The organism is Vibrio sp. KUL80, assembly GCF_059725495.1.
The window spans coordinates 1,863,590-1,878,823 of record NZ_AP045841.1; the positions used below are offsets into that span (position 1 = coordinate 1,863,590).

Annotated in this window: 12 protein-coding genes; 8 read left to right on the forward strand and 4 right to left on the reverse strand. The window is 44.7% G+C overall.

The genetic code is table 11. The features are described from left to right. Positions 1 to 16 precede the first annotated feature (16 nt). From AC6I8U_RS08545 to rsmF, 3 genes are all read left to right on the forward strand, one after another. On the forward strand, positions 17 to 1,282 hold the full coding sequence (locus AC6I8U_RS08545) for a PqiA/YebS family transporter subunit (protein WP_498016552.1): 1,266 nt from the start codon (positions 17 to 19) through the stop codon (positions 1,280 to 1,282). Then, a complete protein-coding gene (locus AC6I8U_RS08550; protein WP_498016553.1) occupies positions 1,275 to 3,911 on the forward strand; it encodes a PqiB family protein in 2,637 nt (878 codons plus the stop codon). Before AC6I8U_RS08545 ends, AC6I8U_RS08550 begins: the two co-directional genes overlap by 8 nt. Before the next feature lie 138 nt (positions 3,912 to 4,049). Continuing rightward, positions 4,050 to 5,471, forward strand: a complete 1,422-nt coding sequence (gene rsmF / locus AC6I8U_RS08555) for a 16S rRNA (cytosine(1407)-C(5))-methyltransferase RsmF (protein ID WP_498016554.1) — start codon at positions 4,050 to 4,052, stop codon at positions 5,469 to 5,471. 333 nt (positions 5,472 to 5,804) lie between these two features. Here rsmF and AC6I8U_RS08560 read toward each other — a convergent pair whose 3' ends face one another. Next, positions 5,805 to 6,644 (reverse strand): CvfB family protein, encoded by an 840-nt coding sequence (locus AC6I8U_RS08560; RefSeq protein ID WP_498016555.1) that lies wholly within the window; start codon positions 6,642 to 6,644, stop codon positions 5,805 to 5,807. A 113-nt stretch (positions 6,645 to 6,757) separates the two neighbouring features. Between AC6I8U_RS08560 and AC6I8U_RS08565 the strand changes: the two genes are divergently transcribed. Further along, positions 6,758 to 8,107, forward strand: a complete 1,350-nt coding sequence (locus AC6I8U_RS08565) for a hypothetical protein (protein ID WP_498018336.1) — start codon at positions 6,758 to 6,760, stop codon at positions 8,105 to 8,107. 2 nt (positions 8,108 to 8,109) lie between these two features. On the opposite strand, the gene AC6I8U_RS08570 is transcribed toward AC6I8U_RS08565, so the two are convergent. Both AC6I8U_RS08570 and AC6I8U_RS08575 read right to left on the reverse strand, forming a co-directional pair. Continuing rightward, positions 8,110 to 8,583, reverse strand: coding sequence for a PaaI family thioesterase (locus AC6I8U_RS08570; RefSeq protein ID WP_042475684.1), 474 nt, complete (start codon positions 8,581 to 8,583; stop codon positions 8,110 to 8,112). A gap of 208 nt (positions 8,584 to 8,791) precedes the next feature. Further along, positions 8,792 to 9,688 carry a putative PEP-binding protein gene (locus AC6I8U_RS08575; RefSeq protein ID WP_498016556.1) on the reverse strand — a complete coding sequence of 299 codons (897 nt, stop codon included), beginning with the start codon at positions 9,686 to 9,688 and terminating at the stop codon, positions 8,792 to 8,794. A 260-nt stretch (positions 9,689 to 9,948) separates the two neighbouring features. Here AC6I8U_RS08575 and AC6I8U_RS08580 point away from each other — a divergent pair, with 260 nt between their 5' ends. Together AC6I8U_RS08580 and AC6I8U_RS08585 are read left to right on the forward strand one after the other, a co-directional pair. Next, on the forward strand, positions 9,949 to 11,013 hold the full coding sequence (locus AC6I8U_RS08580) for a 3-deoxy-7-phosphoheptulonate synthase (protein WP_234493756.1): 1,065 nt from the start codon (positions 9,949 to 9,951) through the stop codon (positions 11,011 to 11,013). A 1-nt stretch (position 11,014) separates the two neighbouring features. After that, entirely contained in the window at positions 11,015 to 11,497 is a 483-nt protein-coding gene (locus tag AC6I8U_RS08585) for a YajQ family cyclic di-GMP-binding protein (protein ID WP_042475681.1), read from the forward strand. A gap of 41 nt (positions 11,498 to 11,538) precedes the next feature. On the opposite strand, the gene AC6I8U_RS08590 is transcribed toward AC6I8U_RS08585, so the two are convergent. Then, entirely contained in the window at positions 11,539 to 12,477 is a 939-nt protein-coding gene (locus AC6I8U_RS08590; protein ID WP_498016557.1) for a precorrin-2 dehydrogenase/sirohydrochlorin ferrochelatase family protein, read from the reverse strand. 457 nt (positions 12,478 to 12,934) lie between these two features. Between AC6I8U_RS08590 and AC6I8U_RS08595 the strand changes: the two genes are divergently transcribed. Further along, complete coding sequence (locus tag AC6I8U_RS08595; protein WP_498016558.1) at positions 12,935 to 13,963, forward strand: amino acid ABC transporter substrate-binding protein; 1,029 nt, start codon at positions 12,935 to 12,937, stop codon at positions 13,961 to 13,963. A 68-nt stretch (positions 13,964 to 14,031) separates the two neighbouring features. Then, a complete protein-coding gene (locus AC6I8U_RS08600) occupies positions 14,032 to 15,234 on the forward strand; it encodes an amino acid ABC transporter permease (protein WP_498016559.1) in 1,203 nt (400 codons plus the stop codon).

Here is a 15,234-nt window from a genome sequence, read left to right on the forward strand (position 1 = left end):
CCGAGAGGTCTCAGTGATGAAGGCTTGCGCTCATTCTTCGCCATCATCGCTAGTTCGTCTTTGTGAAAACTGCGAACTGCCCGTCGATCGTGTTAAGTTACTACCTGGTCAGACAGCAAATTGCCCTCGCTGCGGCACGACTCTTTACCGCAGCGATAATGCATCCCTTAATGGCAACCTCGCTCTCGCGATTACCTGCTTGCTGCTCTTTATTCCTTCCCACTATTTTGACTTCATTACCATTCGCCTAGTTGGAGTCATGATCGAAGGTACTCTCATTGAAGGCGTACAAGCCCTAATAAAAGAGGGGTATCCCGGACTCGCATTGCTAACACTGTTTTGTCACACCATAGTGCCGCTCGCAATGTGTATCGCCATTCTCACCGCTCACCTCTCGGTGAAGCGCAGATGGTTCTATCCTCTCAAAGGATCGCTTTGGATACTGGAACATAGCAAGCACTGGGTGATGTTGGACGTGTTCCTTATCAGTGTTGCAATATCTTGCTTCAAGCTACAAGACTACTCGGATATTTTTGTTGGTAACGCACTATACAGCCTTGTGATTCTGCAAGTTATCACTATTTTGCTTATCAGCCGCGTGAGCACTCGACGCTATTGGGAGCTTTGGCGTCCAGAAAACAGCCTGTCTATTACTGACAAACACATACACTGCCACAGTTGTCATCTATCACAACAAGAAGCCGCTCAGTGCATTCGCTGCGAAAGTCCTCTGCATCATAGGAAGCCCAACTCGATGCAAAAAACCTGGGCGCTACTCATTGCAGCAACCATCGCTATCTTCCCAGCGAACTTAATTCCAATTTCGATATTGATAACCAATGGTCAGTTGCTAGAAGACACCATATTTTCCGGGGTTGCGTCGCTGATTAACAACGACATGCTCGGTATCGCTATTATTATATTTGTTGCCAGTATCGTTGTCCCTGTGGCAAAGATACTGGGATTAGCCTATCTACTAATCTGTATTCAATTCAACATGGTAAGAAACCATCGTCATGCGTTGATGATATATCGAGCCATTAAGTGGATAGGAAAGTGGTCAATGACCGACTTGTTTGTTATTTCAATCATGTTGACTTTAGTTGACCGTGGCCAAATCTTGAACTTTACGCCAGGATTTGGCGCCGTAGCATTTGGCATTGTCGTGGTATTAACCATGTTAGCTGCCGAATCAATCGATCCGAGGTTGTTGTGGGATAAGCACGCATCACTACAACAAGCAGAATCAGCAAAACCAGTGAGTAGTAGCATTAATGAGTAATGACAATCAGCCACAACCCTCTTATGCACCAGAGGTAAAAAAATCCAGGCGTATCTCTCCGCTCTGGATCCTGCCTATATTAACCATCGCACTTGCTGGTTGGTTGCTCGCAAAGGCTGTTCATGATGCCGGACAGCGCGTTCAAATTTACTTCTCGGATGCTCAGGGCCTTATCGCTGGCAGAACGACAATCAGATATCAAGGACTCGAAGTTGGTATGGTTCGAGATATCAACTTGTCTGACGATCTGTCTAATATCTACGTCGACGCAGATATCTACCCAGAAGCGGCAAAACTGCTCGGCGAAGACACCAAGTTCTGGTTAGTTAAACCCTCTGCCTCTCTGTCTGGAATTTCGGGTCTTGATGCACTGGTCTCGGGTAACTATATCGCCATTCATCCAGCCTCCAAGTCCAGCAGTTCTAGCACTAAGTTCAATGCGCTAGCCTCAGTTCCCACTGAACTTGCTATCAATGAAGGCCTAACCGTCACCTTACGCGCAAAAGACCTTGGCGGTATTTCCGTTGGCTCTAAGATTGTTTACAAGAAAATCCCTATCGGTGAAGTCTATAACTTCAAATTAGATGAAGATGCAGAGACCGTCGTGATTCAAGCTTCGATTCAAGAAGAGTTTCGACACATCATTACCAATAAAAGCCGCTTTTGGAATGTGAGTGGCATTGGTGCTAGCGTTGGCTTCCAAGGCGTAGATATACGGCTTGAAAGTCTGGCTGCTATTTTGGCAGGTGCGATTGCTGTAGATTCCCCGGATGGTGGCGCACCCGTCGAAGATGGTTCGGATTTTACGCTCTACAAAGATCTCAAAACAGCGGGTCGAGGTATTCCTGTTAAGATTACCTTGCCTGATAACAGTAACCTAAAGGCCAACGGTTCCCCAATTGTTTATCGAGGCCTCGAAATTGGTCGTATCAACAACCTCGCGCTTAACGATGAACGAGACTCTATCGTCGCATCGGCTTCTATTGAACCGGCTTTCAGTGACATGCTCACTCAAGGTACGTTATTCCTATTGGAAGAAGCAAAGGTATCCCTCTCCGGTGTTGAAAACCTATCTAACCTGATTACAGGTAACTTCCTTACTTTAGTACCGGGTAATGGCCCACAGACTCGTGAATTTGTCGCTATCCAACAAGAAGAGCTAGACCGAGTTCAAGCAAAATCGGTCTCATTACGTCTATTAGCAAACAACTCATTTGGCCTAGAGCCCGGCGTCAACGTGCTTTATCGAGGGATCCCAGTGGGTAGCGTGTTAAGTGTCGAACTGGTTGACGACCAAGTCGCAATGGACATCGCTATTGACGTTGAATATAAAAACCTTATTCGTTCCCAAAACCGTTTCTTTGTTACCGGTAGTGCTACGGCAGAACTCACTGAAGCAGGCCTCAACGTCACTGTTCCTCCGGCTAAACAGCTTTTAACTGGCTCGATTAGTTTTGTTAGTGAAGGCAAGGCGACGGAACGTGCAGAGTTTCCTCTTTTCCAAACAAAAGCGCTAGCCGAGCTTGCGCAGCACAACCAGTCTGGCACAATGACATTACGATTATTCGCCAACGAACTTCCTCCTGTTAAAGAAGGTAGCCCACTGCTGTATCGAAACATGCAAGTCGGCAGTGTTTCTAATTACGAACTCACTGATGGCGGGGTTTACATCAATGTCACTATCGACAACAAATACAAATATCTCGTCACTAATCAGACTGTATTTTGGAACCGCTCAGGTGTAGAAGTGGAAGCGTCTCTTTCTGGCGTCAGTGTGAAGGCCGCACCGCTGAAAACCCTCATTGATGGTGGTATCGCCTTTGACAGTCTGCCTGGGATTGAAAACAAGACCGGTAAAAACTGGAAGCTATACGAAGACTTCGGCTCCGCCCGAAAATTCGGACAATCCATCACCCTTTATACAACGACAGCAGACCAAGAAGTTTCTAAAGGTATGCCAATCAAGTATCAAGGTGTGAAAGTAGGCGAAGTTATGCTGACACTGCCAGACTTCGACAAACAACGAGTTGAAATTGTTGCTCGAATTCTTCCTGAGTATGTCAAACAATTGACGAATGACGGTGCCTACTTCTGGATTGTAAAGCCAAAAATTGGACTCAATGGTGTTAAAAACCTTAATGCTCTGGTCTCTCAATATATTGCCGTGGAGCCTGGTGTAGGTAAAGCTACTAAAGCGTTTGAGCTGCATGATTTTGCCAAGGTAGATAACGGTGTTGAGTTTATTCTACAAAGCGAAAACCGTGGCTCCATTAAGCCAGGCACACCGATTCTGTATCGTGATATTGAAGTCGGCAGTGTCACTATGGTCGAACTGGGTCCTTTTGCAGATCGCGTTATCTCTACTATCGAAATCGATCCTGATTATGCCTATCTTGTCAGAGCAAACAGTGTGTTCTGGAATGTTTCTGGTGTTAACGTACAGTTTGGCCTTTCTGGTGCGAACATCAAAGCAGGCACAGTCGATAGCTTAATTCGAGGTGGAATCACCTTCTCTACACCAGAAGGGTCACAGTTGCAACCTAAGGCAGAAGAGGGACAAACCTTTTACCTTAATAAAGAAGCAGATGCTAGTTGGACGCAGTGGCGAACCGCAATCCCAGCGCCCTAGCCTGTCATTTAGAACGCCTTCTAATAGCCCGCTCTGCGGGCTATTTTTTTATGGCTGCACCTAAGGTGCTTTGTTTCATTACCAATGAGGTACGTATATAATTCAACGCAATTCCCTAACGCATAAATAGGCTTCACTTTGCATTCTAACGTCTACCTTCCCGAAGATTTCCTTAGCCACGTCGAAACTTTTCTTCCTGAGAATCTGTCAATGACAGATTTTGTCGAAGCTTGTCGTAAGCCACTACGCAAAAGCATTCGTGTCAACACACTGAAGACGACCGTTGATGCCTTTAAAATCAATGCGCAAAATAAAGGCTGGATACTTAATCCTATTCCTTGGTGCCAAGAAGGATTCTGGATCGAGGCAGATGAATCCGAGGTTCCGCTAGGTAACACCGCAGAACACATGGCAGGTTTATTTTATATTCAAGAAGCGAGTTCTATGTTGCCACCGAGCGCACTCTACGCAGGTGAAGATAACGATTATGAAGCTGTGTTAGATATGGCCGCAGCACCTGGCTCTAAGACCACTCAATTAGCAGCGCTAATGGAGAACTCAGGTGTTTTGGTGGCAAACGAGTTTGCAGCAAGCCGAGTGAAAGTGTTACACGCTAATATTGAACGTTGCGGCGTTCGAAACGCAGCCCTTAGTAATTACGACGCTCGTGTTTTTGGCGGCTGGCTACCTGAACAGTTTGATGCGATTTTGCTTGATGCACCATGCTCAGGTGAAGGTACTGTTAGGAAAGATCCTGATGCGATGAAAAACTGGAGTCTCAACTCGACCGCTGAAATCGCCTCTACCCAAAAAGACCTCATTGAAAGTGCCTTCCACGCACTAAAAGTTGGTGGCAACCTTGTTTATTCAACCTGCGCGTTGAGCCCAGAGGAGAATCAGCAGGTCGCGGAGTATCTACTAGAGACATTTGGTGATGCCGTACAAGTACAAAGCTTACAGACCCTTTTTGAAGGTGCGGAGAAAGCAACGACGCCAGAAGGCTATTTACACGTTTTCCCCCAAACTTATGATAGCGAAGGCTTTTTCATTGCCAAGTTTACAAAGCTCGCTCCAGTGACCGCACCTACTGTTAAGAAAAAGCTCGGAAAATTTCCTTTTAGTAAACTAACCAACAAGGAATCAAGTGACGTTGTCACTAGCCTTAAGCAATCATTTTCGATCGAACTCCCCTCAGACGGCGTGTTATGGAAGCGTGATAATGATATTTGGCTGTTCCCTAGCGCCTTAGAGCCAATGCTTGGTGAGTTTCGTTTCTCTCGCATGGGCATCAAAATTGCTGAGCAACATAAGAAAGGCTACAAATGGCAACATCAAGTGGCGACAGCGCTCGCCAACAACAATACGGACACAGTAGCGCTTGAAACTGCAGATGCTCGAGAGTGGTTTATGGGACGCGATGTGAGACCAGAGGGTCTATCAGGCAAGGGAGAAGTGCTTGTCAGCTACAACGGGTTTATTATTGGGTTGGGTAAATGGGTAGGAAACCGAGTTAAAAATGGCCTGCCAAGAGAGCTTGTACGCGACAAAAACCTGTTTTAACCCAAATGGATAGCGAATTGGGCTAGTAAAAACCGCACCCAACATCGCTTTTTTACTGTTCTGTACTACACTTTAAAGGTTATCGAGACATAGGCAATTCAGCAATATCCGTTTAAATGGCGAACGAGAACGGCTGTTCGCAAAAGGTGTGAAGCTTGATTTTCTCTAACAAGCTTGTTTAAAACAGTTAGCGTAGGCTCTCCATGAGCCATTCCCCTAGGCCCAAATCAGGATCAGTTTTGGGCCTCTTTTTGTACCTGACATTTATGTCTGAGTTTTCTGTGTCACAACTTTCCTCTAGCTAGGGAACGTCTTTTAACTAAGAGAAAACTTTTAGTCGGATTTTAGGTGAATACCGTCTTTTTCGATGGAGATTTTACCTTGCTTGTAAAGACCACCAATACTTTTCTTGAACGTACCTTTGCTGGTTTTGAAAGCGGCAAAAATAGCTTCAGGCGTAGACTTGTCGCTCAACGGCAAAAAGCCCCCTTTCTTCTCAAGTAGGCTTAAGATTTTTTCACTCAAATCATCCATCTTAGCAACGCCTACTTTTTGCAATGACAAATCAATCTTGCCATCTTCACGAATCTGTTTGATGAAGCCTTTGAGCTTTTTACCTACGAATAGTTTGCCGATGACATCTGATGGGAAAATCATGCCCCAGTGCTGACCATTTACTATGGCCTTGTATCCTAGGTCACTGCGCTCTGCAATAAGCAGGTCTACCTGCTCATTTCTTTGATAGCGAGCTGGCGTTTTATCAAGCAGCTTGTTGAATTTTGTCGTACCAACGATTCGGCCAGAGGCTTTATCTGTATAGACATACACTAGAATTGTCTTGCCTTCAGATAGACGACCACGCTGCTCACTAAACGGAATAAGCAGGTCTTTTTCTTTAATACCCCAATTAGCAAAGGCGCCGACACTGTTAATGCCTTCCACCTTCATCAAGCCCCACTCGCCCACTTGTGCAATAGGAGTATCCGTCGTGGCCACAACCTGGTTATCAGCATCGAAATAAATAAACACATCAACCTTGTCACCAATCGCCACACCTTCAGGCGCATGCTTTTTGGAAAGTAAGATAGAGCCATAGTCCTCTCCGTCCAAGAACCAGCCAAAGTCTGCTTCTTTAATTACTTCCAATTGGTTAGTACGACCTATGTTAATCATGTTTTTTATCTCTAATGTAGTAGTTGGCGCGATTATACCTAACTCCCTTTAAGATGCTAGTTTACCTTGGTTCTGATATGCTTAGAGCAATCTCAGCACACGGAGAGAGTTGGTTGATCACCGTAGACAAACAAGATGCCATTACCTTAAAAATAGCGCATGTAATGGCCAATACTAAAAAACTCGACTTGGACGTATTCTTATTTATTCCTAATGAACTAGGAATGAAGTCTCATCTCATTTCCGAGTCAGATTTCTATCACGAGTCTATTTCGCAAAAGCGCGCTTACTATAGTAACGAAACACTACTTCCCTTGGTCCACTCTCGTCTCGCCAAACGAGGCAGGCTTTCAAATACTCAGTACCGAGTCAGCTTAAGTCTTTTCGCATATCAATATGTAATAGCACTAGACAAAGCAGTAGCGACATTCAAAGAGACAGCGCAAGACGAAATCACCGCTGATGAGGTCGACGAAGTTATTGAACTTGCTCTAGACATACTTCGTAAGATGCGCCGCTCGGTACCTTACGACGACAGCCTTAAGCGCCACTATGCAAATATCGATAACTATCTTTCTTGGTACACCGGACAGAAGCTTCTCGAATTGGTTGTGTATATTCCGAATAGCAAAGCATACACCCCTCTTAAAGAACGTTTGATTACCATTGTGGAAAAGGAGCAAGCACATCGTAATCTAAACAATTACAACTCCGATAAGGTTAAGAGTGACCCGACGCGACTGGCGAACAAGATGCGACTTTTGCGCCGCTTGATTGAACACCCTATTGTACTTCAATCAAAATCTACCAGTATGGGTAACAACACAAAACGGATGATCAAAGGATCCGCAACGGGCTTAGTTATGCTATTCGTTACCTCAGCCGTAATTCTCGCTCGTGACTATCTTGGCGAAATCACAGCGTCGTTTATCCTCGTGTTATCTGTCATTTATGCACTGAGAGAGGTTTTTAAAGACGACCTACGTGACATCATGTGGCGCTGGATACAAAGGGGAAAGCCTAAATGGCGTCGCCGATTTATCGATGCCACGACCAAAAAAGAGGTCGGCAAGAAAATTGAGTGGCTTGACTACAGCTCATTTGACCAACTGCCAGACCGCATTAAGAGCATCCGTAAAAAACGATCTGTCCAGCGCGAAGAAGAAGTATTGCACTATCGTGCACATACGGAGATGGCGACATCTCGATTTACCAGTGGATACGAGCAAACACGCGAAATACTGAACATTAATTTTCGTGCTTTGACTCGATTGATGGATAAATCCAGCAACCGAATCTATAGGCTTCAAGAGGGACAAGTCGTTAAAGAATCACTCGAAAAACGACACCTTTTGAACCTAATTGTTAAAGAAAACAATCAGGGTGAAGAGCCGACCTACTATCGATGGAAGATAGTCCTCAATCGCTCCAAGATAGTCGATATTGAAAGAATACCGGTCTAGCACTACCTAGCTTTTAACGATAACACGAGCGAGAACTCAGCCATGGGTTCATCGCCGTGTAAACTTGGACACGTAGCAATAATGCGGACAGGTTGGTTGACTCGCTCACCTGAACGAAGCGTTTCATCCAGCATGTCATCAATCAATTGGCCATCTTTGCAGATAAAATGGACGTCCGCTTCTGGGCGTTTAAGAAACTTCCCTTCCACCTCTTTGAAAGCAAGAGAAACACGCTTGCCGCGTTGCTGTGCTTTACTCATGGCCATAAATCCACCCGCTACATCAGCACCCACTGCTAAAACGCCAAAGTACATGCTGTTAAGGTGGTTCTTAGTTCTGCGTTTCAATGGAATTCTGAGCTCTACTTCATTTTCATCCAGCTTGAGTAGTTTTGGACGGCAGAGCCAAATCAAAGGCACCTTAAAAAAACCAAACGTTCCTAGATAAAAATTCGCCTTTTGTAATGCGCTAAACATGTCAGATTCCTTTAAAAAACTCCTCTGACCAGTAAGCCAAAAACCATTCCACTTGTCAAAATAATGTTACTAAAACGTATCTTTATTTGATCAAAACCACAAACTATGCGGTGAGGTCTCTATTATTAGAACGCTTTAAATAGAAATGAAAAGGCCTGCTCATTAAAAGTGAGCAGGCCTTAGTTACAGCGTCACATTAAATTCTATTTTAACTAACAGGAAAAACCGTCACGCCACTTTCATCTTGAAGTAGCTCAGCAAGTAGAGGCAATTCTGCCAAGTTATCCAGCAGCACTGCAGCTGGCTTGTTTACATCTTTACATGCGTTTACGGCTTGCTTTACTAGCGCTAACACAGCTTCATTTTGTGGGTCATACAAATGCGCCAGTTCTTCGTGCATGAGATCTACGCCCAAAGTTAGCTGAGTTAAGCTCTCAAGCTTGATCACAAGTCCATCAAAGTAATGAAGTAAACGCTCTGAGAGCAGCACGGCGGAAGGTGTATCACACGCAAACATCACTTTGAGCCCATTCAAACCACGTGGTAGTCCGCGTTCGGCTAAACGATCAATGATTTTAGCAGCGTCACTCAGTGCTCGAACACATGGGACTACAATCTCAACGCTGTAGCCTTCGCTGCGCAGTGCCTTAATGACTTCACACTCCAAAGCAAAGCTCGCTTGATAAGCTTCGGAAGTAAGACGCGAGACACCTCTTAATCCCAGTTGAGGATTAATTTCATCACTCTCAACCTTGCCACCAAGTAATGCACTCATTTCGTAACTGGTCGCGTCATTTAACTCAACAGAAATAACCTTGTGTTCTGGAGTAACTGCTGCTTTGATTTCATTGACTAAAGTAGAGACAAAGAATTCGTCGCTCGATTGCTCACCTAGCAGTGCTTGAATCGCGTCTTTTTCAACAGCGTCAAGCTCTTGCTCAGACGCTGGAAACCCTGGGTGAAAAAACACCTTTTCCATGATGAGTTCTGAAATACACACATAAAGTGATGACGACGATGCTTGTTCTGAAAAACTAGGCAACACATTTCCGACATTCAGGCCCGATACGGCTTTCGTTTGATCTGATTGTTGTTGATGACTCATTGCTGCTCCGTGCTCTAATAATTGCTTCTTCAGGCAAAATACCGACTCCCTACATGGAATACAAGAGCATCAGAGCATTTTCTGATTATTCCGCTTGCTTCAGTAGTTTACCATCGACAAATGATGCAATTTTAGTCAGTAATCTGGTGTTCAAATAAGTGAAATGGCAAATGATTGCGTTGCGGCTATATTAGTGGTTTATTCTACTGGCTATTTCCGTTATCTTAACCGCTTCGAAATTATTTGCAGGCTGCACCATCATGCCATTAAAGACCGATGAACTAAGAACACAGGCATTAGGTCCAATGCCGACTCCATCAGAACTGAGTGCTAATCACCCTATTACTGATGACGTAGCAGAGCGCATTGCTCATTCTCGCCGACAAATCGAAAGCATTCTTACGGGAGACGATGACCGTCTACTGTGTATCGTAGGACCATGCTCGGTACACGACACCGACGCAGCGCTGGACTACGCTAAACGTCTCGCAGACATTCAAGAGCAGTATAAAGATCAGCTGTTTATCGTAATGCGCACTTACTTTGAAAAGCCACGTACGGTCGTAGGTTGGAAAGGCCTCATTACCGACCCTAACCTAGACGGTTCGTACGCGTTAGAGGCTGGACTAAACAAAGCACGTGGTCTGCTCCTTGATATCAACAAGCTTGGTCTTGCGACAGCAACTGAGTTTCTCGATATGATCACTGGTCAATACATTGCTGACCTGATTACTTGGGGCGCGATTGGTGCGCGTACTACTGAGTCTCAGATTCACCGTGAAATGGCTTCAGCGCTGTCATGCCCTGTCGGCTTTAAAAACGGTACCAACGGTAGCGTGAAAATTGCTATTGATGCAGTTCGCGCGTCGCAAGCTTCTCACTACTTTTACTCACCGGATAAGCACGGCCGTATGACGGTATATCGCACTAGTGGTAACCCTTATGGTCACGTAATCCTTCGAGGTGGTGATACTGGGCCTAACTTCGATGAAGCTTCTATTGATGCAGCATGCGAGCAGCTAGCATCATTCGACCTACCAACAAGATTGGTTGTCGATTTTAGCCACGCTAACTGCCAAAAACAGCATCGTAAGCAGATTGATGTAGCAAAAGAGATCGCTCGTCAAATTATCGCTGGTTCACACAAAGTGTCAGGCATCATGGCAGAAAGTTTTATCGAAGAAGGTAATCAGAGCATGGAGGATATCCATAACCTGACTTACGGTAAATCGATCACGGACCCTTGTTTGAGCTGGAATGATACGGTTCACATGCTCGACATTCTTGCTGACGCTGTTAAACAACGCAACGAAAAGGAAAGCTAACATGCCATCATTTGATATCGTTTCTGAAATCGATACGGTTGAACTTCGCAATGCCGTAGACAACGCTAACCGTGAAATCTCAACACGTTTCGACTTCCGTAATGTTGAGGCTACTTTCACACTAAACGATGAGACTGTGAAGCTATCGTGCGAAGGTGACTTCCAGCTTAAGCAAATGCGTGACATTCTGCGTGGCAATTTGACTAAACGCGGTGTTGATGTGAATGCGATGGAATCTCAAACTCCAGAGCAATCTGGCAAGCTTTGGAACCAAACGGTTTTGTTTAAGCAAGGCATTGAAACACCCATTGCCAAGAAAATCGTTAAGCTCGTCAAAGACTCAAAGATCAAAGTTCAAGTTTCTATCCAGGGTGACAAAGTTCGCGTAACTGGCAAGAAACGCGACGACCTACAAGCGACAATGCAACTGGTTAAGAATGGCGAACTTGGTCAGCCATTCCAGTTCAACAACTTCAGAGATTAATCTCTCAAACTTGGAGCAAAATAAAAGGGCGATTCGCCCTTTTATTTTATCTTAGCTAACTCAATCACTTCGTCGCCTTCTTTCAAAAGCTTGTAGGAAGAAGATTTCGGCCCAACAAATACAACGATTCGTTGTCGATCTGCTTTGCGAGCCATGATATCGGATGAAACATCTGCTACATCATCATACGCGATTCGCTCTGCATCTCTTCGCACAAGATCAACAAACCCAAATGGACAGTTCTTGTCATAAAAAACAATCTCTGCCTCTTGCATGATCCGCATTGCTTTAATCGGCAGTAACTCTGGATCCGTTCCATACTCTATCCATGTACACGAATCTGTAAACTCTGAATCATCATGAATCAATGTTTGATACGCCCTTTCAAGCTCTTGATTATCTTTACAATTAATCACCATAGGCTGTTTAAAAAACAGCTCCCAAAACTTTCTTCTTTCATCAACGGAAGAAAAGTGACGTTTAATATCAGAACGCTTACTTGCCGCAAAATCTGCAAGTTGGGCGGTATTCATCGGAAGCACTGATTCTAACTTTTCACGAATCCCGCGAATAAGAACCGGTGAAGAACCACCACTTGAAATCGCTATCTGAACACGACCTCTATTTATTATCGAAGGCGTAATGAAATCACAATATGGCGTATCATCAACAACATTGACTAAAATGCCTTTATTTTTTGCATCTTTATGCACCTGATGATTCAGGTCAGGGTTGTCTGTTGTCGCCCAAACTTGGACAAAGTCTTTGGTCATGAGCTCTTTTTCATAGAAGCGTGGCACCCAAGTACATTTTCCGCTCTCGCTTAACTCGCTAAGATAAGGCTCTACTTTAGGTGACACCACTGTTACGCGAGCACCTGCTCGTACCAGTGTCTCTACTTTACGACAAGCAACTTCTCCGCCGCCAACAACTAAAACAGGTCTTTCTAGTAGGTCCATAAACAGTGGAAAGTAACGCATAATTTTCCTTATTTAAACGATATAACTATTCATTCATAATCACCATATTGGTGCAAAATTGTCACCAAGACATTGATCACAAAACTATTTATTACCAAATTTTTACATTTCTTAAGAGAAATATACTGCATAAATTTCCATCAACAACGATTTGTTTTGAGTTAACGAATATTTAACACACCACTCTCTAATTCCCTTTTTTAGTGCTTAGTTGCACTATTTACAAAGTCATCACACTTGGCCATTCTAACAATTGTTTAGCGTCGCGTGGCAACTCAAAAAACCATTTAAATTAATAATTTGAGAAATCACGGTTCATTATCTACGCTTTAAACGGCTGTGACAACTTGCACCAAATCGGTTCAAAATCAACAGCTCAGAATGCAACACAACAACAATTAGCACATTGTATTCAGGCAGGACCTGACTTACACGGATCTAACAGGAAGGATACACAATGGCAAATAAACTCACTCTTATCGCTTCTTTAGTGGCGGCATCTGCTGCGATGATGAGCACATCAGCGTCTGCTGCTGACTCTACGCTAGACAAGGTCACTAAAGCAGGTGTTTTATCATGTGGCGTTAGTACTGGTCTACCAGGTTTCTCTAACCCTAACTCAAAAGGTGAGTGGGAAGGTATTGACGTAGAATACTGTCAAGCTCTTGCTGCTGCGGTACTTGGCGATAAATCTAAAGTTAAATACGTTCCATTAACGGCGAAAGAACGTTTTACTGCGCTTCAATCTGGTGAGATTGACGTACTTTCTCGAAACACAACTTGGACTCTACACCGAGATTCAGCTCTAGGTCTTAACTTTGTAGGTGTTAACTACTACGACGGTCAAGGCTTCATGGTCAAGAAAGAGCTTGGTCTAACAAGCGCGAAAGAGCTTGATGGCGCGTCTGTTTGTGTTCAGTCAGGTACAACAACTGAGCTTAACCTTGCAGACTACTTCCGTAACAACGGTATGGAATACAAGCCAGTTGTATTCGATACAGCAGCACAAACCGCAAAAGGTTTCGATTCTGGTCGCTGTGACGTACTAACTACTGACCAATCTGGTCTATACGGACTGAGACTAAACCTCACAGATCCTAAATCAGCTGAAGTACTACCAGAGATCATATCTAAAGAGCCACTAGGCCCTGTAGTTCGTCAAGGTGATGACCAGTGGTTTAATATCGCCAAATGGACACTAGCTGCGATGGTGAATGCTGAAGAATACGGTATCACATCGAAAAATGCAGACGAAATGCTTAAGTCTAACGATCCAAACATCAAGCGTATCCTTGGTGTTGATGGTCCTAAAGGCAAAGGCCTAGGCATTGCCGATGACTGGGGCTACCAAGTAATCAAACAAGTAGGTAACTACGGTGAAAGCTTCGAGCGTACTGTAGGTGAAGGTTCGCCTCTACAAATTTCTCGCGGTGTTAACGCACTTTGGAATGCAGGTGGCTTCATGTACGCGCCACCAATTCGCTAATCGCGATTTCATGCTCCAACAAGGGCGGTTTTACCGCCCTTTTTCAAAGGATTTGAGGTTATAGCTGTATGAAACCTACTACGACTCAAGTCGCATCGCAGGACAAACCTGCGAAAAGCGCAAATCTACTATACAACCCCACCTTCCGCTCCGTTGTATTTCAGGCACTTGCCCTACTCGCTCTCGGACTATTCTTCTATACCATAGTCGACAACGCACTTAATAACCTAGCTGCGCGCGGTATCGCCACAGGTTTTGACTTCCTGAATCAAGAAGCAGGATTCGGCATCGGTCTCACATTGATCGAGTACGATGAAACCTTCTCTTATGGACGCACCTTTTATGTGGGGCTTTTAAACACGGCTCTGGTATCAGTACTAGGCATTGTGTTTGCTACCGTTCTTGGCTTCGCTATGGGTATCGCAAGACTGTCATCAAACTGGCTGGTTAGCCGTTTTGCCGCAGTGTACATTGAGATATTCCGAAACGTTCCCCTCTTGCTACAAATTTTCTTCTGGTACTTTGCCGTCCTTCAAGCGCTCCCATCCGCTCGTCAGAGTATAAGTTTGGGTGAAGCGATTTTCTTGAACGTTCGAGGCCTCTACTTACCTGCTCCTGTATTTGGAGAAGGCAGTAGCGTCGTCGTTGGCGCACTCATTGTTGGTGTTATTGCGACCATTGTTGTTAATATTTGGGCAAACAATCGTCAGAAGCTAACTGGTCAACAGACTCCGATGTTCCGCATCGCCGCAGGTCTTATTGTCGGTTTGCCTCTCGTTGCGTACTTCATCATGGGCATGCCTATCTCTGCAGAATACCCAGTACTGAAAGGGTTTAACTTCCGCGGCGGTATCAGCATTATCCCAGAACTAGCAGCGCTTACACTTGCGCTGAGTATCTACACGGCGTCGTTCATTGCTGAAATCGTTCGCTCGGGTATTAACGCGGTGAACCATGGTCAGACAGAAGCGGCAATGTCATTAGGCCTGCCTAGGTCCAGAACGCTCAAACTTGTCGTCATTCCGCAGGCACTGCGAATCATCATCCCGCCATTGACAAGTCAATACTTAAACTTGACTAAGAACTCCTCTCTCGCAATGGCGATTGGTTACCCAGACTTGGTATCAGTGTTCGCCGGAACCACTCTAAACCAGGTGGGGCAAGCGATCGAGATTATTGCAATGACGATGGGTGTTTACCTGACATTGAGCCTGCTCACGTCAGCGTTAATGAACATTTATAACAAGAAAGTCGCTTTGGTGGAGAGGTAA

What these genes read in the sequence shown, in the direction of transcription:
- AC6I8U_RS08545 (WP_498016552.1), top strand. Translation starts at nt 17, where the DNA reads ATGAAGGCTTGCGCTCATTCTTCGCCATCATCGCTAGTTCGTCTTTGT.
- AC6I8U_RS08550 (WP_498016553.1), top strand. Translation starts at nt 1,275, where the DNA reads ATGAGTAATGACAATCAGCCACAACCCTCTTATGCACCAGAGGTAAAA.
- AC6I8U_RS08560 (WP_498016555.1), bottom strand. Translation starts at nt 6,644, where the DNA reads ATGATTAACATAGGTCGTACTAACCAATTGGAAGTAATTAAAGAAGCA.
- AC6I8U_RS08570 (WP_042475684.1), bottom strand. Translation starts at nt 8,583, where the DNA reads ATGTTTAGCGCATTACAAAAGGCGAATTTTTATCTAGGAACGTTTGGT.
- AC6I8U_RS08575 (WP_498016556.1), bottom strand. Translation starts at nt 9,688, where the DNA reads ATGAGTCATCAACAACAATCAGATCAAACGAAAGCCGTATCGGGCCTG.
- AC6I8U_RS08580 (WP_234493756.1), top strand. Translation starts at nt 9,949, where the DNA reads ATGCCATTAAAGACCGATGAACTAAGAACACAGGCATTAGGTCCAATG.
- AC6I8U_RS08585 (WP_042475681.1), top strand. Translation starts at nt 11,015, where the DNA reads ATGCCATCATTTGATATCGTTTCTGAAATCGATACGGTTGAACTTCGC.
- AC6I8U_RS08590 (WP_498016557.1), bottom strand. Translation starts at nt 12,477, where the DNA reads ATGCGTTACTTTCCACTGTTTATGGACCTACTAGAAAGACCTGTTTTA.
- AC6I8U_RS08595 (WP_498016558.1), top strand. Translation starts at nt 12,935, where the DNA reads ATGGCAAATAAACTCACTCTTATCGCTTCTTTAGTGGCGGCATCTGCT.
- AC6I8U_RS08600 (WP_498016559.1), top strand. Translation starts at nt 14,032, where the DNA reads ATGAAACCTACTACGACTCAAGTCGCATCGCAGGACAAACCTGCGAAA.